Raw genomic sequence first — 23,357 nt, 5'->3', positions numbered from 1 at the left:
ACATAGGAAAAACCAACGCTTGAGCCAAGAGCAACCGCAACTTTGCCATTACTTGACGCTTATCGCGGTCTACTTCACAGCGGTCAGCGCACGCCTCGCATGAGCCGCCATCGCACCTGCGGCGAAATTCCGGCAGGCGCGAGAACCCCGCATTCACGGCGGAAGGCCGCCCCTCCCCCACTCGGGAAAGAGACGGCCCTCCAGTACGCGCTCGCGCGCGAGGCTCAGTGTCGAATCAGCGGAAATCGGTGTTGAACGGATCCGAGTAGCTGAAGTCGTCGAGGTTCAGGTTCGAGCCGGCACCACTGAAATCGGCGAGGCCGAAATCGTCGTAGCCGGGAACCGTGTACATCTGCGCCTTGGCTTCATCGGTCGGCTCGACCTCGAAGTTGCGGAAACGGGGAAGGCCCGTGCCCGCGGGGATGAGCTTACCGATGATGACGTTCTCCTTGAGGCCCATGAGTTTGTCGCTCTTCGAGCTGAGCGCAGCCTCGGTGAGAACGCGAGTCGTCTCCTGGAACGACGCGGCCGAAAGCCACGACTCGGTCGCAAGCGACGCCTTCGTGATGCCCATGAGTTCGGGGCGGCCCTGCGCGGGCTCCCCGCCCTCGGCGAGGACAGCACGGTTCGCTTCAATGAACGCGGCGTTTTCCACGAGGTCACCGGGGAGGAGCTTCGTGTCACCCGAAGCCACGATGGTAACGCGGCGCAGCATCTGGCGCACGATGACCTCGATGTGCTTCGCGTGAATGTCCACGCCCTGGCTCACGTACACCTTCTGGACCTCGTCCACGAGGTGCTTTTGCACGGCACGCGGGCCGAGGATGCGAAGCACCTGCTTCGGGTCGACGGAACCCGGTGAAAGCTGCTGGCCAACCTCAACGTGGTCTCCGTCAAACACGAGCGGGGTCACTCGGCGCGAGAGCGTGTAGGTCACGGGCTCGCTGCCGTCGTCCGGTGTCACGGTGAGCTTGCGCTGCTTGTCGGTTTCGTCGACGCTCACGCGGCCCGCGATTTCGGTAATCGGGGCGAAGCCGGCCGGGGTACGGGCCTCAAAGAGCTCCTGCACACGCGGAAGACCGTGCGTGATATCGCCCTCTGCCGAGGCGACACCGCCGGAGTGGAAGGTACGCATCGTGAGCTGGGTACCGGGCTCACCAATCGACTGGGCGGCGACGATACCGACGGCCTCGCCGATATCGACGAGCTGGCCGGTCGCAAGCGAACGGCCGTAGCACTGCGCACACGTGCCCACGGCGGAATCACACGTGAGAACGGAGCGCACCTTCACCTCGGTGACACCAGCAGCGATGAGCTTCTCGATGAGCACGTCACCGACGTCCTCGCCGGCGGAGGCGAGAACGGTGCCATCGTCGCCTGCGACATCCTGCGCAAGGGTACGGCCATAGGCCGTGATCTCCACATTGTCGGCGGGCACGATGGTGCCGTCCAGATCCTGGCCAATCGCCATCGTGAAGCCCTTGGAGGTTCCACAGTCGCCCTCACGCACGATGACGTCCTGCGAGACGTCAACGAGACGACGCGTCAGGTAACCCGACTGTGCGGTCTTGAGCGCGGTATCGGCAAGGCCCTTACGCGAGCCGTGCGAAGCGATGAAGTACTCGAGAACCGAAAGACCCTCACGGTAGTTCGAGAGAATCGGGCGGGGAATGATCTCGCCCTTCGGGTTGTTCACGAGGCCGCGCATACCGGCGATCTGGCGAATCTGCATCCAGTTACCGCGAGCACCCGAGTGCACCATGCGATAAATCGTGTTGTCGAGCGGGAAGTTCGACTTCATCGCCTCGGCAACCTCATTGGTGGCCTCGGTCCAAATGTCGATGAGCTCGCTGCTGCGCTCGGCTTCGGAGACGAGACCGAGATCGCGGTTTTCCTCGACCTGAGCGGCCTTCGCCTCGTACTTCGCGATGATTTCAGCCTTGTTCGGCGGTGCGACAACGTCGCTGAAAGCGAACGTCACACCCGAGTAGGTCGACCACGAGAAGCCGTAGGACTTGAGCGCGTCGAGTGAGGCCGAAACCTGACCCTTGTCGTAACGCTCTGCGAGCGCGTTGACGATCCCGCCGAGGCGCTTCTTGCCCACCTGGCCTTCCACGTACGGGAAGTCCTCGGGGAGGGTTTCGTTGAAGTAGTAGGCACCAAGCGTGGTTTCGAGCGTGATCGCGTCACCCTCGTTCCAGCCTTCGGGGGCCTTCCAGTCCGACGGCGGCACAACATCGGTGAAGCGCACGTTGATCGGTGCGTTCAGGTCGATCTCGTTGTTGTCGAAGGCCATGATCGCCTCGGCGATCGACGAGAACGTACGGCCGTGACCGAGCGCCTCCGGCTTCGGGGTCGTCAGGTGGTACAGACCGATAATCATGTCCTGTGCGGGCATCGTCACCGGGCGGCCATCCGACGGCTTGAGGATGTTGTTCGAGGAAAGCATGAGCACGCGCGCTTCGGCCTGCGCTTCGGGCGAAAGCGGGAGGTGCACGGCCATCTGGTCACCGTCGAAGTCCGCGTTGAAGGCGCCACACACGAGCGGGTGCAGGTGGATGGCCTTACCTTCAACGAGCTTCGGCTCGAACGCCTGGATACCGAGGCGGTGAAGCGTAGGTGCACGGTTCAGCAGCACCGGATGCTCGGTGATGACCTCTTCAAGAACGTCCCACACCTCGGGGCGCGAACGCTCAACCATGCGCTTGGCGGCCTTGACGTTCTGCGCGAGCGAGAGATCCACGAGACGCTTCATGACGAACGGCTTGAACAGCTCGAGCGCCATGCCCTTCGGGAGACCACACTGGTGAAGGTGAAGCTCAGGACCGTTCACGATGACCGAACGGCCCGAGTAGTCCACGCGCTTACCAAGCAGGTTCGCACGGAAGCGGCCCTGCTTGCCCTTGAGCATGTCGGAGAGCGACTTGAGCGGGCGGTTGCCGGGGCCCGTGACCGGGCGGCCACGGCGGCCGTTGTCGAACAGCGAGTCCACCGACTCCTGAAGCATGCGCTTTTCGTTGTTCACGATGATCTCGGGGGCACCGAGGTCAATGAGGCGCTTGAGGCGGTTGTTGCGGTTGATCACACGGCGGTACAGGTCGTTGAGATCGGACGTCGCGAAGCGGCCGCCGTCGAGCTGGACCATGGGGCGAAGATCCGGCGGAATGACCGGGATGCAATCGAGCACCATACCTGCCGGCGAGTTGGTCGTCTGCTGGAATGCCGAAACAACCTTGAGGCGCTTGAGTGCTCGGGCCTTCTTCTGGCCCTTGCCGTTCGCGATCACCTCGCGGAGCTTTTCGGCCTCGGAGTCAAGGTCGAAGTCGAGCAGGCGCTGCTGCACGGCCTCGGCGCCCATGCCACCCTCGAAGTAGTGGCCGTAGCGGAGCTTCATCGCGCGGTAGAGCTGCTCATCGCCCTCGAGATCGGCAACCTCGAGGTTCTTGAAGCGCTCCCACACGTTCTGCACGCGCGTGATCTCCGCGTCGTACTTCTTGCGGATCTGAGCCTGCTCGCGCTCCGCGGAGTCGCGAACCTTGCGCTTGGCGTCGGCCTTCGCGCCTTCTTCCTCGAGCTGGGCGAGGTCCTTCTCGGCGGTGACGGCACGATCGTTGATCGCGGCATCGCGCTCGTTTTCGAGCTCGCGAATCTCAAGGTCGTGGCGGCTCTGAAGCTCGGGCATGTCGGTGTGACGTGCCTCGTCGTCGACCTTCGTGATCATGTAGGCGGCGAAGTAGATGACCTTTTCGAGGTCCTTCGGTGCGAGGTCGAGCAGGTAGCCGAGGCGGCTCGGCACGCCCTTGAAGTACCAGATGTGGGTCACGGGAGCAGCAAGCTCGATGTGGCCCATGCGCTCACGGCGCACGGAGGACTTGGTGACCTCCACGCCACAGCGTTCACACACGATTCCCTTGAATCGCACGCGCTTGTACTTACCGCAGTAGCACTCCCAGTCGCGGGTGGGGCCGAAAATGCGCTCGCAGAAGAGGCCGTCCATCTCGGGCTTGAGGGTGCGGTAGTTGATGGTTTCGGGCTTCTTTACTTCCCCGAATGACCAGGAACGGATGTCGTCGGCCGTCGCGAGGCCGATCTTGAGCTCGTCAAAGTGGTTGACGTCGAGCACGTGTGTCCTTCTCTCGTCTAGAAAGTCGTCAAGGTCTGAATGGTTGGGGCTGAGATCTCCGGGGTGTGAAGGTCCGACGGTCGCTCGGCAAGCGTCGGACCCTCCCCCGATGATCGATCAGACCTCTTCGATGTTGATCGCGCCCTCGTTCGGGCGGCTCGACAGGTTGATTCCGAGTTCCTCCGCGCTGCGGAAGATGTCCTCGTCGCGGTCACGGACCTCGAGGTTCTGACCGTCGGAGCCAAGCACCTCAACGTTCAGGCACAGGGACTGCATTTCCTTGAGGAGCACTCGGAATGATTCGGGGATGCCCGGTTCGGGAATGTTGTCGCCTTTAACGATCGCCTCGTAGACCTTCACGCGACCCGTGATGTCATCCGACTTGATCGTGAGGAGCTCCTGAAGTGCGTAGGCGGCGCCGTACGCCTCGAGTGCCCACACCTCCATCTCGCCGAAGCGCTGGCCACCGAACTGTGCCTTACCACCGAGCGGCTGCTGGGTGATCATCGAGTACGGGCCGGTCGAACGGGCGTGCAGCTTGTCGTCGACGAGGTGGTGCAGCTTGAGGATGTACATGTAGCCAACCGAGATCTCGTGCGGGAACGGCTCGCCGGTGCGGCCGTCGAACAGACGCGCCTTGCCGTTGTCCTGGATCATGCGCTCGCCGTCGCGGTTCGGAGTGTAGTTCTCCACGAGGGCACCGAGCTCGGTGTCGCTCAGGCCGTCGAACACGGGAACGGCAACGGGAGTGCCGGGCTCGCCGTGCAGGGCGTCCTTCGGGAGGTCCTTCGCGGCAGGGTTCGATTCATCGATGTCCCAGCCGGACTTCGCGACCCAGCCGAGGTGGGTTTCCATCACCTGGCCGATGTTCATACGACCGGGCACGCCCATCGGGTTGAGGATGATGTCCACCGGGGTGCCATCCTCGAGGAACGGCATGTCCTCAACGGGCAGGATCTTCGCGATGACGCCCTTGTTGCCGTGGCGGCCGGCGAGCTTGTCACCGTCGGTGATCTTACGCTTCTGCGCGATGTACACGCGCACCATTTCGTTGACACCGGTCGGGAGGATATCGGAATCCTCTTCCGAGTCGAACACGCGCACACCGATCACGGTGCCCGATTCGCCGTGGGGCACGCGCAGCGACGTGTCGCGCACCTCGCGGGCCTTCTCACCGAAGATCGCACGCAGGAGGCGCTCCTCGGGGGTCAGTTCGGTCTCGCCCTTCGGGGTGACCTTGCCGACGAGGATGTCACCGGGAACGACCTCGGCGCCGATACGGATGATGCCGCGTTCGTCGAGGTCGGCGAGCACGTCTTCGCCAACGTTCGGGATATCCCGCGTGATCTCTTCCTTACCGAGCTTCGTGTCACGAGCATCGACCTCGTGCTCCTCGATGTGGATCGACGTGAGCACGTCATCCTGGACGAGGCGCGAGGAGAGGATGATGCCGTCCTCGTAGTTGTGGCCGTGCCACGACATGAATGCCACGAGGAGGTTCTTCCCGAGCGAGAGCTCGCCGTCGTCCGTCGAGGGGCCGTCGGCGAGAACCGAGCCGGCCTCCACGCGGTCGCCCTCGTCAAAGAGCACGCGGTGGTTGTAGCAGTTGCCGGCGTTGGAACGCTGGAACTTGTCGATGCGGTAGGTCTGGTTCGTGCCGTCGTCCGCGGCAACCGTGATGAGATCGGCGGAAAGCTCGGTGATCACACCGGCCTTCTCGGCAACGATCACGTCGCCGGCATCGACGGCCGCACGGCGCTCCATGCCGGTACCAACGAGCGGCATCTCGGTACGCAGAAGAGGAACGGCCTGGCGCTGCATGTTCGAACCCATGAGCGCGCGGTTCGCGTCGTCGTGCTCGAGGAACGGAATCATCGCGGTCGCGACCGACACCATCTGGCGAGCCGAAACATCCATGTAGGTCACGTCGCTCGGTTCCACGAGCTCGGGCTCGCCACCGGGCATACGCGAGAGGACGTTTTCCTCGAGGAACTTGCCGTTCTCGTCGATCTTCGCGTTTGCCTGGGCGATGATGTGGCGATCTTCGTCGTCAGCCGTGAGGTAGACGATCTCATCGGTGACCACGCCGTCCACGACCTTGCGGTACGGAGTCTCCACAAAGCCGAACGGGTTGATGCGCGCGAACGTGGCGAGCGAGCCGATAAGGCCGATGTTGGGACCCTCGGGGGTCTCGATCGGGCACATGCGGCCGTAGTGCGACGGGTGAACGTCGCGAACTTCCATGCCTGCGCGGTCGCGCGAAAGACCGCCCGGGCCGAGCGCCGAGAGGCGGCGCTTGTGGGTGAGGCCCGAGAGCGGGTTGTTCTGATCCATGAACTGCGAGAGCTGCGAGGTTCCGAAGAACTCCTTGATCGCCGCGGTCACGGGGCGGATGTTGATGAGCGTGAGCGGCGTAATCGCCTCGACGTCCTGGGTCGTCATACGCTCGCGCACAACGCGCTCCATGCGCGAAAGACCAGTGCGAACCTGGTTCTGGATGAGCTCGCCCACGGCACGGATACGACGGTTACCGAAGTGGTCGATGTCGTCCGTCTCCACGCGGATCTCGGTGCCGAAGCTGTTCTCCATGCTGTCCATGCCAGCGTGGAGGGCAACGATATACTTGATCGTCGCAATGACATCTTCGAGGTTGAGCACGCTCTCGCTAAGCGGGCCCTCGAGACCGAGCTTCTTGTTGATCTTGTAGCGGCCAACCTTCGCGAGGTCGTAGCGCTTGTCGTTGAAGTAGAGGTTGTTGAGCATCGTCTCGCCAGCATCGCGGCTGGGTGGCTCGCCCGGGCGCTGCTTGCGGTAGATGTCCATGAGCGCCTCGTCCTGCGACTCAACCTTGTCCTTCTCGAGCGTGGCGCGCATCGATTCGAACTCGCCGAACTCCTCGAGGATGTCGCTCTTGGACATGCCGAGCGCCTGGAGGAGGGTCGTCACCGACTGCTTACGCTTACGGTCGATGCGCACACCGACCTGGTCGCGCTTGTCGACCTCGAATTCGAGCCAGGCACCGCGCGAGGGAATGACCTTCGCGCTAAAGACGTGCTTGTCACTCGTCTTGTCGATGCTTTCCTCGAAGTACACGCCAGGCGAGCGCACGAGCTGCGACACGACAACGCGCTCAGTGCCGTTGATGATGAAGGTGCCCTTTTCAGTCATGAGCGGGAAGTCGCCCATGAAGACCGTCTGGGTCTTAATTTCCCCGGTCTCATTGTTCATGAACTCCGCCGTGACGTAGAGCGGCGCGGCGTAGGTGAGATCCTTTTCCTTGCACTCCTCAACCGAATAGTTCGGTTCTTCGAAGGAGTGGTTCCTGAAGGAGAGCGACATGTTGCCGCCAAGATCCTCGATCGGAGAGATCTCTTCGAAAATATCGGCGAGGCCGGAGGTCTGCGGAACGTCTTCGCGGCCTGCTGCTTCAGCTTCTGCAGCACGCTCTTGCCAGCGCTCGTTGCCAAGCAGCCAGTCAAACGAGCTCGTCTGGAGCGACAGAAGGTCGGGAACTTCGATGGGATCGCCAAGCTTCGCGAAGGTGACGCGGGGCGAGGCGGTGCGCAGTGCAGTGGTGTGAGAATCGGTGCTCGAGGCAGCCAAGGGTAATCCTTCCACGGGATGAGGACTCGTACACGCTTCGATAGACTCGATGTGTTTCGGCCCCTCATTCACGACCAACCCCGCTATATGAGTCGAATGAGTTGAAAAAGGGCGCACGAAACACGGGCGCTAAGTTTCAAGAGTATGCGAGAGTTCCCCCGCCCTCAAGACCTCGAGTGAAAAAATTGGCGAGACTGTGGTCACGTCGAGCACCACGTCACTCCGCATCGCCGCGGCGGGAAGCTCCAAGCGTGAGCGTCGCACTTGCGAGGGCATCGAAGTGCTCGCCGTGCGTTGCGACAAGTATCCCGTGTCCCCTCTTCGCAAGCGCCTCCACCCCCGTGACGACAATCTCGACATTCTTGGGGTCCAGGCTCGCTGTTGGTTCGTCCAGAATGAGGATTGGTGGCCTCACCACCATCGCCCTCGCGATCGCGACGCGCTGCCTTTCCCCGCCGGAGAGAAGCCGAGCAGGAAAGTCGAGCCGGTGAGACACTCCGAAAAGTTCCGCAAGCTCTAACGCCCACTTCTGCGCCTCTTCGCTGAGGCCTCCCCCTCCCCATCCCCTCGAAGCGCGCACGGGCAGCACAATATTTTCCCTGGCTGTCAAACGTTCGTCCAGAAGAAGGTCCTGAAACACCATGCCGAAAAATTCGGCGCGCATTCGACTAGCCGCCTTCGAAGGCACGCGCGGGGCGGGTGCGCCGTCAACAATGACCTCTCCCGACGTTGGCGGGATGGCAAGCCCCATGATTTTGAGGAAAGTACTTTTCCCCGCCCCCGAGGGACCGTGAACAACAAGGACGTCTCCGGACTGGAATTCCGCACTCGTTGGCGGAAGGGCGAGGATCTCTTCCTTGCCCACTGCGTAGGCCTTGGTCACACCGTCAGCTCTGACCCAGTGCGTCCCACTTTCGCTCTTCATCGTCTCACCCATGCCGCGGTTTTTACCCCCTGAGAGGTGACGCCATGCCAGGTGAGCGCAACGAGCACACAAGCGGGCACGAGCGCTACCCCACACACCAGTGAGAGAGGAACCGGGTAGGCTCCCACGAGAGCTGCGGGTACGAACGCGAGCATGCTGGGCACAACCCAAATCACCGCTGCAAGGCCGATTAAGTCTCGCAGAAGAGCGGCCGGGCTGTACCCGAGGGCGTTTCGAACATTAAGCGCGGCGACATTGTCACGAACGGTGCGCACGAAAACCCAGGCAACCATCACAAATAGGGCTAACACGCATGCGCTGAGGGCTGCAACGAAACCAATGTGAGAGCGCTCCCATTCATCGCCTTGCCCACTTACACTCACAGCGCCGTAATTGTTGGTGAGTGGATCGAGGTCAGCATCCGCGAGCGGCCTCGTGACCTTGGCGGAGTCAATCACCGTCGATGCCCCCACGTGAGCGATCATTTCATCCAGGGCCTCGGGAGTGACGCACACAAGTACCCCCTCGTCGAGGTCAATGTATTCGTACCCGAGCGTCCCGCTTCGGGCTCGCGAGGAAAGTTCCACGATCTCTGCGGGATTTCGGAACGGAGTTGGTTCCAGCATCCTCGCAACCGATGCGTCGTCCAGTTTGCTTGCGGCAACGAATTTTTCGCCATCCGGTACAGCGCATATTCGATCAAAGGTCGCACCGGAGACCACGACACCTTGCGAGGCTTTTGCGGTCTCGTTGGAGAATGCCCCTAACGGAATCCTCAGCTCGATACTCCCCTTCTGCAGGAGTCCTTGAAGAGCCGCAACTTGGCTGGGGTCCGCGGTGAAGTCCCCAGGAAAAAATTCCGTCAATCGCAGGCTCTCTTGAGCACTGTCGCCGACAGTCCCTAGCCTCAGGTCCCGCTGCGCCACCGTGCTCGACACGGGGAAGGCAAAGACGGCAACAGCAAGAACAACGGGGAGCATAAGAGAGAGCAGAACCGTCCAGTCTTCACGAATGGTGTCTCGAAAGAGGCTCATGAAAGGTCCTTTGCTGAGCTAATGCTCTTTCCACTACGCCATTGCCCCAGGAGAAACCCTGCGGCCACGGTAATAATGACCGCGATTGACCACCCCATCCCCCACGGGCTTATACCGATCCCACCCATAAAGCGGAAGAGGCCGATGACGGCGAGAACTGCGAATAACAAATAGATTGCAATAGAAACACCAACGTGAAAGACATGCGCACCAGAGTCATCTATCCCCAAATTCGCTCGGACCAGCGCCGCATGCCCGCCCGAAGATCGAAGCAAAGACCCTAGCTTCCAGGCGACCCCAAAGGTGACAGCAAGCATCACGAGGAACATCACGAAGATAGGGATACCAAAGAATCCTGCCACTACCCCACCTTCTGGCACGGTAACGCTATAGCCTTCGCTTTCAATGTCGTTTCTCAGGCGCTCTAGTTCACCCTCGTTTAGTCCAGGGAAGACGTACAGGCCACTGGGACGATCGATTTTCTCGAGGTGAACAAACAGGAACGAGTCGCGAGAGATGTCCCCCATAACGGACTTCGGGATCGGGTGCACTTTTGACCGAGAGAAAGTCTTCTCGAGATGATCTCTACTTGGCCCCTTGATGTTCGGATTAAAGAACACCTCGTCGCTTTTTCTGTTGTGCCCGCCAAGGCCCCTGGGGTCGCCCAGCGAGTAAAACCATACAGGCGAAGCTAAGGATTTCACCGACGCCGGCACCTCGTGCACTTTTCTCGAAGAATCGCGCACGAAGGGATTATCGCCGAGAGGGGCATCAACGTATAGCGCCGGTGCACCATTCGCCACCCGTTCTTCCGGGCCCATTCCGGTACTCACGAGGGCCCAAAACGAGAGTGAACCTGCTGCTAGCCCCAGAACCACTGCAACACAGGCCGCAGCAATAAGACCGATGACGTTAGATGACCGGGGTAACGCCATACCGCCACTGCTTTCCGCCGCCGCCCCACGCTGCTACACCCGAAAACATGGGAGTTGCCGCAAAGGTCAGCGCAACCATCTTTTTCATCGTTCTTCCTTGAACTACGCCTACTTTCCTAAGACTTTGACCGTGAGATTATCATCACGTTCGTAGCGCCACAAGGTTTACGTGAAAGTATTTCGCAACTTCTGCGAAGCGACAGGGGCTTTGGACCGCATTCATCAACGCATAGCCCATCGTCGAGGTGGAAGAGCTGCATAATATCCACCTCTTCATCGGTGCGGAACGCCATGACCCGGGCTTTGGGGCGTCGGTGTTTATTGCGGCTGAACCTGCCCTCGTCTTCGGAGTAGTCAGCCACGACGACTGTGTTCACACCTGATTGAGGCGCCTGCATCGCTTGGACAGCGGCTCTGCCGTCTTTCCGGTAGTCGACTTGAAGGTAGTTCGGGTCGGGTATCTCTACCGGGAAAGTCAGCTGCTGATCACTCGTCGTTTCGACCTCAACGGTCACCTTGTTGAAGCTTGACAGCTGGTCCGATTCTTGAGCCGAAAGGAGCCAGCGTGCGAGGTCTGCTTGAGTTTCTTCGGAGCCCCCATGGTCCGACGGTTGCCCAGGTGACCCCGTTGCCGTCGGAACACTGTTCATTCACTCTCGATTCCACCCCGTAGTCGGTGCAGAGTTTTGACACTCGTTGCGTCCCCAACCGTGGTGGAGAGGCCGCCGGTCACCTAATGGTCGCTCGCAATCGAACGGTCGAAGAGATCCAGCTGAGCATCAATCACGGCTTGAGCATCGGCATCACCGACATCGGACATGACGACAAAGATATGGCGCTTGCCGCTGGATTTTCCAGCGAGGAAGAATTCTTCGTCGGGAAGCTTGACGTGCACCCCTTCACCACCGAAAGGTTTATCAACGGTGACCGGCGGTGCGCCCTGGATATTTCCACACTTTTGCACAACATCGTTGTAGAAGTCCATGACGTTCATGTCGTCGGGGGTCGTCAACGCGACAATCTTAATCATCGACTCCGCATTGGCGGAGCCCGGAGCGGGCCGTCCTCGGAACACGCTCGTCGCAACGGTCGCGGAAGTAAACGAGGTGTTGTTGAGCGTGGTGACCGCATCTGTGCATTCTGGTGAGATGTTCGGGTGCTCAAGTGAGAAGCTCAGCTCGAAGTCGCCCTCTCCTTTGTCGACTTCTACTTCGCTGGGCTTCATGCCGTCCACCGGCAGATGCTCCTCGGTGAGAAGCCATGACTTCACATCATCGGGATTGCCTGCGGGCTGCTTTTTCCGATCGGGAACGCCGTGCCCGCCGCTCCCCTTCGTGTGCCCGTTTTCGCTTGAACTATGCGAGGTCGACGAGGAGCTCGATCGGTCATTCTGTCCAGCATCGGTAAGCGCTCCGCACCCCGTCAGCGATGTGGCTAGGGCGAGTGCGGCGAGGCCCGAAAACCACACACGTGGGCGGCGAGCAGACATGAGCGCAGTTGAGTTGATCATGAAAATCCTCACCGGTCAGGCGGCATTCGTCACAGTGCGATCAAAAAGATCGATTTGGGCATCGATATAGGTTTTGGCTTGCTCAGGCTCGACATTCGCAAGGATCATCCAAATGTGGCGATTGCCGTGGGACTTGCCGGCGAGGATCAGGTCCGCGGATCCAAGCTGCACGTGCAGCCCCTCGTGATCGGGGAGCTTTTCCACAACCGAGGCTGGCTCACCGGGGGTATTCGCGCATTCCGCGAGGATGTCGTTGTAGGCGTCCATGAGGTTGAGGTCCTCATCGCTCTGAACAGCGGCGGCTTGAATCGTTGGAGCGATCGATGAGGGGTCGAACGCCTTAAAGTTCCCTTCGTATTTTGCGACCGCCATCTGCTGGATGGGAATTTCGATCTTATTCACTGCGGCGACAGCATCGATGCACGCTTGCGAAGCATTCGGGTGGTCGAAGGTGAAGCTCAGTGTGAACGTGTTGCCGGCGGTCGCGCCCCCATAAACACCGTCAACTGTCACGCTGTCGATACCTTCGAGGGGGACATACGGGGTATTCGCAAGCCAGGTCGCGGGCGCATCAGGCTCGCCGGCCGGCTGCTCCTCCCCTTGAGCTGCAGGGCCGCTTTCATCGCCGGTGGGAGATGCAGAGGAGGTGTCCCCCGGCGTGGCGCTCGACGTATCGCTCGGATCGCCACTTGCCTCCTCGCTCGGCTCGACAGAGCCTTCACTCGAGGTCGAGGTGGGGGCCGCGGGAGAGGTTTCGTCCTTTTTAGCGACGCTGCTCCCGAGTGCCCCGCAGCCAGCGAGGGAGGTGGCAAGGAGCAGTGCAGCGACGCCTCGCGCAGCGCGGGTCAAGGCGGGAGAGGTGGGGGTCATGTCGACTCCTTGAGGGATGTGGGGCTGGAATCACGGCACACCCTACCAAGTGTTATTGAGAGGCGCTTCACACTTCTATGGAGAAAACGAAAAGGCCACCCCGCGCGGGGTGGCCTTTTCGGCTATGAAGTGCGCTTAGAGCGCGGAAATCACTTGAGGGTGACGGTTGCGCCAGCGCCCTCGAGCTGCTCCTTGGCCTTCTCGGCGTCTTCCTTCGAAGCAGCCTCGAGAACCGGCTTGGGAGCGCCATCGACGAGGTCCTTCGCCTCCTTGAGGCCGAGACCCGTGAGAGCGCGCACCTCCTTGATGACGGCGATCTTGGCCGAACCGACCGACTCGAGGATGACGTCGAATTCGTCCTTTTCCTCAGCAGCGGCAGCCTCGCCACCGGCGGCACCGCCTGCAGCGGCAACAGCAACGGGGGCAGCAGCGGTCACGTCAAAGACCTCTTCGAACTGCTTCACGAACTCGGAGAGCTCGATGAGGGTCATTTCCTTGAAAGCTTCAATGAGCTCTTCGTTGGTGAGCTTAGCCATGGGGCTAGTCCTTCCTGTCAAGTGGCACCCGTAGGTGCCTGGCGCATATGCGCCGAGTGTATGTGTAAAAGGTTGTGCCGAGCGCGTGCATTACGCCTCGGGATGAGACTCGACGCCTCAGCCCTCGTTCTTGGCACGCAGGGCGTCCACGGTGCGCGCAGCCTTGGTAAGCGGCGCAGCGAGAACGAAAACAGCCTTCGACATCGATGCCTTGAGGGCACCGGCAGTCTTGGCAAGAAGAACCTCGCGCGATTCGAGATCGGCAAGCTTCTCAACGTCGTCAGCCGTGAGGGGGTTGCCCTCAAAGTAACCGGACTTGACGACCAGCATGGGGTTGTCCTTGGCAAAGTCACGCAGGGCCTTGGCCGGTTCAACCGGCTCACCCTTAATGAACGCAATCGCGGTGGGGCCGTTCAGGTCACCTTCGAGGGAATCAATCCCGGCTTCCCGGGCCGCGATAGCGGCGAGCGTGTTCTTTACCACGGCGTAGGTGGTATCGGCACCGAGCGAACGACGCAGCGTCTTGAGCTGGTCAACGCTCAGCCCGCGGTACTCGGTCAGAATTGCCGCGTTCGACTCACGGAACAGTTCCGTAAGCTCAGCAACGGCAGCTGCCTTGTCAGGCCTCGCCATGGCCCTCCTTCCAGAGGTCTCGAGGCCGGCCTGAAAGCTTCAGTCATGAAAAAAGCCCTGACCGCAGGGGTCAAGGCTTGGACACGCGGAAGTACGCGTATCGTTTCTTGAGCACCTGCGCAGGTCGCTTCACCACGGTGAAAGCTTTCGGTCCCCCTGATGGCAGGGCGACGACCGGCGGTCTTCGGTGACTTCAACTCTACTCGCACACACCCCGCAGCAAAACCCCGTATGCGGTGATCCCTCCCACAGACTTACTACCCGAAACCCGAGGGTGAATCAGGCCACACTTACGAAAAGGGGACCAATATCCCCTGGCGACCGTCGAACCCCAACCGACTCGTTACCGAGCCAAAAAGCCAATCTTCAAACTTGATCCCAAGGTCCAACTTTTCCCAGGCTTTATGGTCTCAACAAACACGCAGGTCAAACGGGGACCTTATGCCCCTAGGGTGCTAGGGTGGGGTTTGTGACCGGGTTCGACGCCCGCCACGCCACGCCGGATTCAACCTCCAACGCCAAAACTTCGCACTACGACGAAACCCCTTCATGACCAGCACTTTTGCTTGTTCTATATTCGTAGTTGCCGCGGTTGTGTGCATCACATCGGCCACGTAGGTTTGAAGCACAACGACGTACTTCCCTATTCACTCCACCCGCCAGAAAAGGATGGACACGCTCATGGCAGATGCCAAAGCTACGCCCGATGTCGACACCCAAGCGATGATCGACGCCCTCGCCGATAAGGGCGCTACCGCGCTCACGGAGTTCCGCGACTTCACTCAGGAGCAGGTCGACCACATCGTGCACCACGCGGCACTTGCCGCACTCGACCAGCACATGGCAATCGCCAAGCACGCGGTCGAAGAAACCGGGCGCGGTGTGTACGAAGACAAGATCATCAAAAACATCTTCGCTTCGGAATACATCTGGAATTCGATCAAGCACGATAAAACCGTGGGCATCATCCACGAGGACAAGACCCGCGGTGTCATCGAGGTTGCCGAGCCCGTGGGCGTCATTGCGGGCGTGACCCCGACGACCAACCCGACCTCGACCACAATCTTCAAGTCGCTCATCGCGCTTAAGACTCGCAACCCGATCATCTTCGCGTTCCACCCGAGTGCGCAGGAAAGCTCCGCTCACGCCGCTCGCGTCGTGTACGAGGCGGCAGTCGAAGCTGGCGCTCCCGAAAACTGCGTCCAGTGGATCGAGACACCCTCGCTCGAGGCGACCGGCCTGCTCATGAATCACGACAAGGTTGCTCTCGTGCTCGCGACCGGCGGCTCGGGCATGGTCAAGGCCGCATACTCGACCGGCAAGCCCGCTCTCGGCGTGGGCCCCGGTAACGTTCCCGTGTACGTGGACAAGACCGCAAAGATTTCCCGCACCGTCAACGATCTCCTGCTGTCGAAGACCTTCGACTCGGGCATGATCTGCGCCTCCGAGCAGAGCGTCCTCGTGCACACCGACATCAACAAGGAATTCGTCGCCGAGTTCGAAAAGTACGGTGGCTACTTCCTGAACAAGACCGAGCGCACGAAGCTCGAGAAGTTCATGATCACCGAGAAGGGCGGCGTCAACCCGGCACTCGTGGGTTCGAGCGCCCTCAAGATCGCCGAAGGCGCAGGGCTCAAGGTTCCCGCCTACACCAAGGTTCTTCTTGTGCCGATCGACGGCGTGGGCAAAGACCACCCGTTCAGCCAGGAAAAGCTCATGCCGGTGCTCGGCTACAAGGTCGTCAAGGACGCCGCCGAGGGCTTCGACCTTGCCAACCAGCTCCTTGAGCACGGCGGTCTCGGCCACACCGCTGTGATCCACACGCGCGACGAGCAGCAAGAGCGCGAATACGGCATCGCGATGCGCGCGTGCCGCATCGTCGTGAACTCCCCGAGCTCGCAGGGCGGCATCGGCGACATCTACAACGGCCTCATCCCGTCGCTCACCCTCGGATGTGGCTCCTACGGCCACAACTCGGTGTCGCGCAACGTGTCGGCCATCGATCTGATCAACATCAAGCGAATTGCGGAGCGTCGTAACAACATGCAGTGGTTCAAGGTTCCGAAGACCTACTTCGAGCGCTACTCCACCCAGTACCTGCGCGACATGGAAGGCATCAACCGCGCCTTCATCGTGACCGACCCGGGGATGGTGCAGTTCGGTTACGTTGACATCGTGCTCGAGCAGCTTCGCGAGCGCCGCAACCCAATCCAGTACCAGATTTTCTCGGACGTCGAGCCCAACCCGAGCTCTGACACCGTGTTCCGCGGTGTCGAGCAGATGAACCAGTTCAAGCCCGACACGATCATCGCCCTCGGTGGCGGCTCCGCTATGGACGCCGCGAAGGGCATGTGGATGTTCTACGAGGATGGCAACGCCTCCTACTTCGGTATGAAGCAGAAGTTCCTCGATATCCGCAAGCGCACCTACACGTTCCCGAAGCTCGGTGAAAAAGCAAGCTTCGTCGCGATCCCGACGACCTCGGGCACCGGCTCGGAGTGCACCCCGTTCGCGGTCATCACCGACTCCGAGAACCACGTGAAGTACCCGATCGCCGATTACGCGATTCTTCCCGACGTCGCGATCGCCGACGCGCAGTTCGTGGACACCGTCCCCGCCCGCACGGCAGCTGACTCGGGCATGGACGCGCTCACCCACGCGATCGAATCGTATGTCTCGACCATGGCTTCGGACTACACGAAGGGCCTCTCGCTCCGCGCGATCCAGATGATCTTCGCGAACCTTCGCAAGTCGGTTCTCGAGGGCGACCGCGAGGCCAAGGAGAACATGCACAATGCCTCCACCATGGCGGGCATCGCATTTGCGAACGCCTTCCTCGGTATCGTGCACTCGCTTTCGCACAAGGTCGGCGCCGAGTTCAACCTCGCGCATGGCCGCACGAACGCGATCTTCCTCCCGCACGTCATCAACTACAACGCGAAGAAGCCCGTCAAGCACGCGCTCTTCCCGAAGTATGAGTCGTTCCGCGCCGATGAGGACTTCGCCGAGATCGCCCGCGCACTCAACCTCCCGGCAAAGACCACGGAGGAAGGGGTGGCCTCGCTCGTCAAGGCCGTCACCGAGCTCGCCGAAGAGATCGGCATCGAGATGTCGCTCAAGGAGAACGGCGCAACGCTCGAGCACCTCGAAAAGACGATCGACACCCTTGCCGATCGCGCCTACGAGGACCAGTGCACGCCCGCCAACCCGAAGCAGCCGCTCGTGAGCGAACTCAAGGCGCTCATCCGCGACGCGTTCGAGGGCGAGCTCGACTACAGCGAGAAGCACGCGAAGTAGTCGAAGGCTCTCCGCCTGAGTGCATGAGGGGTGGCTCCGCTTGGCGGGGTCACCCCTCATGATTGATACGCGAAGTGAGCTAGGACTGCCCCGAGTCGAAATACTCGCGAATCTTCGCGGGCACGGGAGGAACCTCGAGCATCTGCCCGCCCGCGCGGATCGAAAGAGCCCCGTACACGCCCGTGGCAACGGCCTCACGTGCGGCGATCACCGAAACGTCGGTGCGGCCACCATTTCTCACAAACTCGAGAAACTCGGTGATGAGACGTGGATCAGCACCGCCGTGGCCACCGTCGGCCCTGGCGATCACCTCCACCTGATCCGGGCGTCCCGCCCCCGAGTGCCGCGAATTCCACAGAAAAATCTGCTCACCAGCACGATCCCCCATGTTTTCGAGGCGCCCCTCGTCGCCGATGACCGTATAGTTGCGCCAATAATCCGGGGTGAAATGGCACTGCTGATAGGAGGCGTACACGCCGTTATCTAGCGTCATCTGCAGCATCGAGATGTCCTCGACATCGATCACGGGATTGAGCTCTTTTTGCCTCGATGGTGGGAAGACTTCCGCATCGAACCAGTCCCACATAAGGCGATCCGAGTTATCGCGTCGATCCTCGATGTCACCGTAGACCTCGAGTCCTCCGATCCCCGATACTCGGCGGGTATACCCGCCGGCGAGCCAGTGGATCACATCGATATCGTGCGCGCCTTTCTGCAGCAGGAGGGAGAAGGCGCGCTCGCGCTCGGCATGCCAATCCTTGAAGTAGAAATCGCCGCCGGCGCCCACGAAGTGGCGGCACCAGATGGCACGCACTCGCCCAATCTTTCCTTGCTCGATCATGTCTTTCATTTGCCGGATCACCGGCATGTGGCGCATGTTGTGCCCCACGTACAGGCGCGCGCGTTTCTCATACGCGAGGTTCAACATTGCATCGGCATCCTCGACCGAAATTGCCATGGGCTTTTCGGTAAATGTGGGAATGCGCGCCTCAAGCGTCTTCAGCGCAATCGGGGCGTGCAGATGATCGGGGGCAAGGATCATCACCGCGTCCACGTCACCGCCCGAAAGGAGATCGTCAACCGTGTCCACGGTGCGTACGTCCTCGCCGATAATTTCGCGTGCTTTAGCTTTGCCTCGCTCGGAGGGATCCGCGACGACCGACACGCGAGAGCCTTCACCCGGCTTATGTGCGTGACGCGCGAGAGGCCCTCGGGCTCCGAAGCCCACTACCCCTACTCGAAGATCTGTGTTCTGCCTCAACGAGTTCTCCTTTCGGGTGCCTTCCAAGAGTGGTCCACACACGTTCCGTGGGTCTCTATTCCTCTGATAATACGGGCCTGCCCGCCCAAATTTTTCGGTCAATGACGTGACCGGACCATCCCCTCTGTGTGCCCTTCTTTCCCGTGCCCTAGGTCCCTACTCCTCTTATCTTTCCGATCATCCGGATCGGTAGTTGCGGCGATCACGTTTTTTCCCATTTCTGACCCGGGCCGCGTACTCGAGGTCTGATGTCATGGACGAAACACGGCGCACACCCCGCGCCACCCCGGCCACAACCCGTGCGCCGGTCGCCCCCTCCCCCGCTACGCGCGGCTCACAGGATCGACAAAGCAAGGATTTATCGATGACGACCAATCCGTCCGCACAAGATTCAGCGGTCTACAAGTACCGGCCCTCGGAACTACGCACGGGCCCCTCCAAGAACGATAAATCCTTCATCGGCCACCCTGGCGGCCTGCCCTGGATGCTTCAGGTAGAGATGTGGGAACGCTTCAGCTGGTTCGGTATGCGCGCGATCCTGCTGTACTTCCTCACCGATGTCGCCGCTCACCAGGGTCTCGGGCTTTCCGATACCGCCGGTCAGGTCATCGTGTCGGCCTACGGCGCCGCGGTGCTCCTCATGACGATCCCGGGCGGCATCATCGCCGATCGCATCCTCGGGCCGTGGATCTCGGGGCTTATCGGCGGTTCGGTCATCATGCTCGGCCACGTGCTGCTGGCATTCCCTGCCGCGATCACGTCGTGGTCGGGTCTTATCTGCATTGCGATCGGTACCGGCCTCATCAAGCCAAACCTCGCAACCATCGTGGGCGGCCTCTATGACGAAGACGACCCGAGGCGAGATGCCGGCTTCCAGTACTTCTACATGTCGGTCAACGTCGGCTCGCTTGTCGCACCGCTCATCGTGGGCTTCTTGCGCGGCCACTTCGGCTACCACGTGGGCTTCCTTGCCGCTGCCGTCGGTATGGCGCTCGCTCTCGTGTCGTTCTTCTACGGTCGCCACAAGCTCGGCGAATTCGCCTACCGCATCCCGAACCCGCTCCAGAAGGGTGAAGGCACGCGTCTCGCCCTTGGTGGCCTCGGAGTCGTGGTCATCGCGACCCTGCTCGTCCTTGGCTTCAACGCCCTTCTCGGCGAGTTGCACTCGGCGATTGCCTACTCGCTGTTTGCCTTCGCTCTCGTGATGAGCGCGTATTACTTCCTCACGATGTTTAAGAGCTCCAAGGTCACCGCTGAGGAGCGCACGCACCTCGGCGCGTTCTTGCCCTTGTGGGTCGGTCAGATCCTGTTCGTCGTGATCTTCGAGCAGGCGGCCGGCAAGATGGCATTCTTCGCAGAGAACAATACGGACCGCACGATCGGCGCCCTGAACCTCTCCCCCGAGGTCTACCAGTCCATCAACCCCGCCGCGGTGCTCTTGCTCTCGCCGGTCATCGCGTGGATCTTCACACGCCGCAAGGGCAAGTTCCCGAATACCGCCGCAAAGTTCGCTCTCTCGCTCGTCATCATCGCCGTGTCGGCGGTACTCATGGGTTACGGTTTCGGAACGTGGCCGGGTGCGGGCATGCTCGCCCCGTTCTGGTACCTGGGCCTCGTGTTCGTGGTGCAGACGGTTGCCGAGCTGTGCATGAACCCCGTAGGCCTCTCGGTGACGACCAAGCTTGCACCGAAGCAGTTTGCCTCGCAAACCATGACCCTTTGGTACCTTGCGCCGAGCGTCGGCATGGGTCTCACGTCGGTCATCATTGACCAGGTCAAGAGGGCAAATCTCGGTGACTCCGTGTACTACTACGGCCTCGGTGTAGTGACAATCGTGGTGGCGGTCATCATGTTCCTGATCGCGCCGTGGGTGCAGTCGAAGATGGATGACGTCGACCAGCGTGAGCTTAGTGGCGCACGCGAGGTGGGCGTGAAGGTCGCGAAATAACACCGCTCTCGATCCACACATAAGAATCGGGCCCCGCGCAGTGCGCGGGGCCCGATTCTTATGCTTTCCCTTCCGGGAGGAGCGAGGCTCAGGCCTCGTCGGTCTCCTCGGCGAGGTTACGCGTGCGGTTCACGTCAATCGGGACGCCAGGACCGAAGGTCGTGGACATCGTGATCTTCGAGATGTAGCGGCCCTTCGAGCTCGCCGGCTTGAGGCGCAGGATCTCTTCGAGCGCCGCGACGTAGTTCTCGACGAGCTGCTGCTCGCTAAACGAGGCCTTGCCAATGATGAAGTGAAGGTTTGCAGCGCGGTCGACGCGGAAGTCGATCTTGCCGCCCTTGATGTCGCCAACGGCCTTGGCAGTGTCCATCGTGACGGTGCCGGTCTTGGGGTTCGGCATGAGGCCACGGGGACCGAGCACGCGGCCGAGGCGGCCCACCTTACCCATAAGGTTCGGGGTTGCCACGGCGGTGTCGAAGTCGGTCCAGCCGCCGGCGACCTTCTCGATGAGGTCGTCGTCGCCGACTTCATCGGCACCTGCGGCGCGTGCAGCCTCAGCCTGGGGGCCGGTAGCGAACACGATGACGCGGGCGGTCTTACCGGTACCGTGCGGGAGGTTGACGGTGCCGCGCACCATCTGATCCGCCTTACGGGGATCAACGCTCAGGCGCATGGCGACCTCGACGGTCGAATCGGTTTTCTTGGAGCCGGACTTCTTCACGATGCGCACGGCGTCGAGGGGCGCATAGTGGCGGCCCTCCTCGATGAGCGCAGCTGCGTCCTTGAATGCCTTAGATTTCTTTGCCATGTTGGATCAGCCCTCCACCGTGATGCCCATGGAACGCGCGGTTCCAGCCACGATCTTCGCGGCGGCGTCAATATCGTTTGCGTTGAGATCGGGCATCTTGGTCTGCGCGATCTCCTTGACCTGCTCCATGGTCACCTTGCCCACCTTCTGGGTGTGGGGCACGGGCGAACCCTTATCAAGGCCAGCTGCCTTGAGGAGGAGGCGTGCAGCGGGCGGCGTCTTCGTGATGAACGTGAACGAGCGATCCTCGTACACGGTGATCTCAACCGGGATGATGTTGCCGCGCTGGCTTTCGGTGGCGGCGTTGTAGGCCTTGGTGAACTCAACGATGTTCACACCGGCGGCACCGAGTGCCGGGCCGATCGGCGGGGCAGGCGTTGCCTGTCCGGCCTGGATCTGGAGCTTGATAATGCTCGCGACCTTTTTCTTGGGAGCCATTGCTCTTCCTTCTTGTCGTGGTTCGGGCGGATGCCGTTCGACACCCTCCCACTACGGTCCCGCGAGTGCGGGTAGGCATTTTCAGATCTTGGCGACCTGCTCGAAGCCCAACTCGAGCGGGGTCTCGCGGCCGAAAATCGACACGAGAACCCGAAGTTTCTGGTTGGTGTCGTCGATGTCCGCGATGGTCGCGGGCATCGTCTCGAAGGGGCCGTCCATCACGGTGACGGACTCGCCCACCTCGAACGCCGGAACGGCCTTTTCCTTGGCCTTCGACGAAGAGGACTTCTTCTTCTCGGGCAGGTTGACCGACGGCGCCAACAGAGAGTAAATCTCATCGAACGAGAGAGGTACAGGATCGGTGCTGTTTCCCACAAAGCCGGTCACGCCGGGGGTGTCACGCACCACGCGCCACGAGGCTTCGGTGAGGTCCATGCGTACGTACACGTAGCCGGGGATGCGCACGCGGCGAACGACCTTCTTTTGGCCATTCTTGATCTCGGTCGCATCCTCCATGGGCACCTCGACCTGGAAAATGTAGTCCTCCATGTCCTGAGTTTCGGTGCGGGTGAGCAGCTGGGTCTTGACGCGGTTTTCGTGCCCCGAGTACGAGTGGATGACGTACCACTCACCGGGGGCGGAACGCAGGTGACGCTTGAGTGCCACGACCGGGTCTTCGACTGTGGTTTCAGAGTCCGCGTCAAGCACAACGGGGGCCTCGGTGCCCTCAGTCGCATCAGCGCTTTCAGGAGCCTCGGTGCTCTCCGGGGCCTCAGTCGTTTCCGGGGCGGTCTCGAGCGCCTCGTTTGCGAGGTCGTCGTTCATGTCTTCTGCCACGAGTTTCGTTTCCTTACTCTTAAGATTTTCAGTGCGCAGTGAAGAGCGTGCGCGCGAGCGAACCGAACACGAAGTCCATGCCGAACACAAGAAGGATCATGCACACAACGAAAGCCACCACCGCGATCGTGTACGTGACCATCTCACGGCCGGTTGGCGTGACGACCTTGCGCAGTTCGGCGAAGACCTGCTGAAGGAAAATCCAGCACGCCTTAAACGGGTTCTTCGTGCCAATATTCGACTCTTGCTCGAAGTCGCCACGAGTGGGATCGGTCTCGGGGTGAACGCTCATCGTTTTCCTTCTCCATCTCCACGTCGGCGACGTGGCGATCCGGCGCTGGGGATTTCCGCTTAAAGAAAAAGCAGGGCAGACAGGACTCGAACCTGCAACCTACGGTTTTGGAGACCGTTGCGCTACCAATTGCGCCACTGCCCTGTGCTTCACGAGCACTGCCCGAGGAGCGAAGCCCTCAAAAGGGCCAGATACGATCATAGGCGAATCCTTCGCCCAGGTCTAGTCGCAGGCGTTCTCAGAGCGATTGTGTGACGCACTCGGCTTGCATGCCTTCGCTCACGGTCTACCTTCGCCCTGCTTTACG

General features: G+C 61.0%; 17 protein-coding genes and 1 tRNA gene. 2 read left to right on the top strand and 16 right to left on the bottom strand.

Features of this window, described 5'->3' with window-relative positions; translation table 11 throughout:
• Nucleotides 1–235 precede the first annotated feature (235 nt).
• The 10 genes from NBW56_RS08595 to rplJ all read right to left on the bottom strand — a co-directional run bounded on the left by NBW56_RS08595 (nucleotide 236) and on the right by rplJ (nucleotide 14,169).
• Complete coding sequence (locus NBW56_RS08595) at nucleotides 236–4,123, bottom strand: DNA-directed RNA polymerase subunit beta' (protein WP_150333567.1); 3,888 nt, start codon at nucleotides 4,121–4,123, stop codon at nucleotides 236–238.
• Between the two features lie 117 nt (nucleotides 4,124–4,240).
• Entirely contained in the window at nucleotides 4,241–7,726 is a 3,486-nt protein-coding gene (rpoB, locus tag NBW56_RS08590; RefSeq protein WP_250258862.1) for a DNA-directed RNA polymerase subunit beta, read from the bottom strand.
• A gap of 217 nt (nucleotides 7,727–7,943) precedes the next feature.
• The gene (locus NBW56_RS08585; RefSeq protein ID WP_250258861.1) at nucleotides 7,944–8,663 is read right to left on the bottom strand and encodes an ABC transporter ATP-binding protein; all 720 of its coding nucleotides are present in this window, start codon (nucleotides 8,661–8,663) and stop codon (nucleotides 7,944–7,946) included.
• The gene (locus tag NBW56_RS08580; protein ID WP_250258860.1) at nucleotides 8,648–9,685 is read right to left on the bottom strand and encodes a hypothetical protein; all 1,038 of its coding nucleotides are present in this window, start codon (nucleotides 9,683–9,685) and stop codon (nucleotides 8,648–8,650) included. Before NBW56_RS08580 ends, NBW56_RS08585 begins: the two co-directional genes overlap by 16 nt.
• On the bottom strand, nucleotides 9,682–10,518 hold the full coding sequence (locus NBW56_RS08575) for a hypothetical protein (protein WP_250258859.1): 837 nt from the start codon (nucleotides 10,516–10,518) through the stop codon (nucleotides 9,682–9,684). The genes NBW56_RS08580 and NBW56_RS08575 overlap by 4 nt, the downstream gene beginning before the upstream one ends.
• 218 nt (nucleotides 10,519–10,736) lie before the next feature.
• Nucleotides 10,737–11,135, bottom strand: a complete 399-nt coding sequence (locus NBW56_RS08570; RefSeq protein WP_250258858.1) for a hypothetical protein — start codon at nucleotides 11,133–11,135, stop codon at nucleotides 10,737–10,739.
• Between the two features lie 218 nt (nucleotides 11,136–11,353).
• Complete coding sequence (locus tag NBW56_RS08565) at nucleotides 11,354–12,130, bottom strand: hypothetical protein (protein WP_250258857.1); 777 nt, start codon at nucleotides 12,128–12,130, stop codon at nucleotides 11,354–11,356.
• Between the two features lie 15 nt (nucleotides 12,131–12,145).
• A complete protein-coding gene (locus NBW56_RS08560) occupies nucleotides 12,146–13,000 on the bottom strand; it encodes a hypothetical protein (protein ID WP_250258856.1) in 855 nt (284 codons plus the stop codon).
• A 149-nt stretch (nucleotides 13,001–13,149) separates the two neighbouring features.
• Nucleotides 13,150–13,536 (bottom strand): 50S ribosomal protein L7/L12, encoded by a 387-nt coding sequence (gene rplL / locus NBW56_RS08555; protein ID WP_016664006.1) that lies wholly within the window; start codon nucleotides 13,534–13,536, stop codon nucleotides 13,150–13,152.
• Between the two features lie 117 nt (nucleotides 13,537–13,653).
• Nucleotides 13,654–14,169 (bottom strand): 50S ribosomal protein L10, encoded by a 516-nt coding sequence (rplJ, locus tag NBW56_RS08550; RefSeq protein WP_065247372.1) that lies wholly within the window; start codon nucleotides 14,167–14,169, stop codon nucleotides 13,654–13,656.
• Between the two features lie 681 nt (nucleotides 14,170–14,850).
• On the opposite strand from rplJ, the gene adhE reads away from it, so the two are divergent.
• Complete coding sequence (gene adhE, locus NBW56_RS08545; protein WP_250258855.1) at nucleotides 14,851–17,466, top strand: bifunctional acetaldehyde-CoA/alcohol dehydrogenase; 2,616 nt, start codon at nucleotides 14,851–14,853, stop codon at nucleotides 17,464–17,466.
• Between the two features lie 79 nt (nucleotides 17,467–17,545).
• Here the strand turns inward: adhE and NBW56_RS08540 are convergent, their stop codons facing one another.
• The gene (locus tag NBW56_RS08540; protein WP_284346106.1) at nucleotides 17,546–18,727 is read right to left on the bottom strand and encodes a Gfo/Idh/MocA family protein; all 1,182 of its coding nucleotides are present in this window, start codon (nucleotides 18,725–18,727) and stop codon (nucleotides 17,546–17,548) included.
• Nucleotides 18,728–19,091: 364 nt separating this feature from the next.
• Here NBW56_RS08540 and NBW56_RS08535 point away from each other — a divergent pair, with 364 nt between their 5' ends.
• Nucleotides 19,092–20,675 carry a peptide MFS transporter gene (locus NBW56_RS08535; RefSeq protein WP_250258854.1) on the top strand — a complete coding sequence of 528 codons (1,584 nt, stop codon included), beginning with the start codon at nucleotides 19,092–19,094 and terminating at the stop codon, nucleotides 20,673–20,675.
• A gap of 88 nt (nucleotides 20,676–20,763) precedes the next feature.
• Here NBW56_RS08535 and rplA read toward each other — a convergent pair whose 3' ends face one another.
• From rplA to NBW56_RS08510, 5 genes are all read right to left on the bottom strand, one after another.
• Nucleotides 20,764–21,483, bottom strand: a complete 720-nt coding sequence (gene rplA, locus NBW56_RS08530) for a 50S ribosomal protein L1 (RefSeq protein WP_126847902.1) — start codon at nucleotides 21,481–21,483, stop codon at nucleotides 20,764–20,766.
• Nucleotides 21,484–21,489: 6 nt separating this feature from the next.
• Entirely contained in the window at nucleotides 21,490–21,921 is a 432-nt protein-coding gene (gene rplK / locus NBW56_RS08525; RefSeq protein WP_055089313.1) for a 50S ribosomal protein L11, read from the bottom strand.
• An 81-nt stretch (nucleotides 21,922–22,002) separates the two neighbouring features.
• Complete coding sequence (nusG, locus tag NBW56_RS08520) at nucleotides 22,003–22,758, bottom strand: transcription termination/antitermination protein NusG (RefSeq protein ID WP_126847904.1); 756 nt, start codon at nucleotides 22,756–22,758, stop codon at nucleotides 22,003–22,005.
• A 28-nt stretch (nucleotides 22,759–22,786) separates the two neighbouring features.
• Entirely contained in the window at nucleotides 22,787–23,050 is a 264-nt protein-coding gene (secE, locus tag NBW56_RS08515) for a preprotein translocase subunit SecE (RefSeq protein ID WP_126847906.1), read from the bottom strand.
• 71 nt (nucleotides 23,051–23,121) lie between these two features.
• Nucleotides 23,122–23,194: transfer RNA gene (locus tag NBW56_RS08510), tRNA-Trp, on the bottom strand.
• Nucleotides 23,195–23,357 lie beyond the last annotated feature (163 nt).

The organism is Dermabacter sp. Marseille-Q3180 (assembly GCF_940792985.1).
Classification (GTDB): domain Bacteria; phylum Actinomycetota; class Actinomycetes; order Actinomycetales; family Dermabacteraceae; genus Dermabacter; species Dermabacter vaginalis.
Note: the sequence above shows the minus strand (reverse complement) of the source record. Positions and strands in the feature narration are given on the sequence as shown.

Bases quoted from the DNA above. Each gene is read 5' to 3' on its own strand.
- NBW56_RS08580 (WP_250258860.1), bottom strand. From the start codon at position 9,685: ATGAGCCTCTTTCGAGACACCATTCGTGAAGACTGGACGGTTCTGCTC.
- NBW56_RS08565 (WP_250258857.1), bottom strand. From the start codon at position 12,130: ATGATCAACTCAACTGCGCTCATGTCTGCTCGCCGCCCACGTGTGTGG.
- rplJ (WP_065247372.1), bottom strand. From the start codon at position 14,169: ATGGCGAGGCCTGACAAGGCAGCTGCCGTTGCTGAGCTTACGGAACTG.
- rplA (WP_126847902.1), bottom strand. From the start codon at position 21,483: ATGGCAAAGAAATCTAAGGCATTCAAGGACGCAGCTGCGCTCATCGAG.
- NBW56_RS08560 (WP_250258856.1), bottom strand. From the start codon at position 13,000: ATGACCCCCACCTCTCCCGCCTTGACCCGCGCTGCGCGAGGCGTCGCT.
- adhE (WP_250258855.1), top strand. From the start codon at position 14,851: ATGGCAGATGCCAAAGCTACGCCCGATGTCGACACCCAAGCGATGATC.
- NBW56_RS08535 (WP_250258854.1), top strand. From the start codon at position 19,092: ATGACGACCAATCCGTCCGCACAAGATTCAGCGGTCTACAAGTACCGG.
- NBW56_RS08585 (WP_250258861.1), bottom strand. From the start codon at position 8,663: ATGGGTGAGACGATGAAGAGCGAAAGTGGGACGCACTGGGTCAGAGCT.
- rplL (WP_016664006.1), bottom strand. From the start codon at position 13,536: ATGGCTAAGCTCACCAACGAAGAGCTCATTGAAGCTTTCAAGGAAATG.
- rplK (WP_055089313.1), bottom strand. From the start codon at position 21,921: ATGGCTCCCAAGAAAAAGGTCGCGAGCATTATCAAGCTCCAGATCCAG.
- secE (WP_126847906.1), bottom strand. From the start codon at position 23,050: ATGAGCGTTCACCCCGAGACCGATCCCACTCGTGGCGACTTCGAGCAA.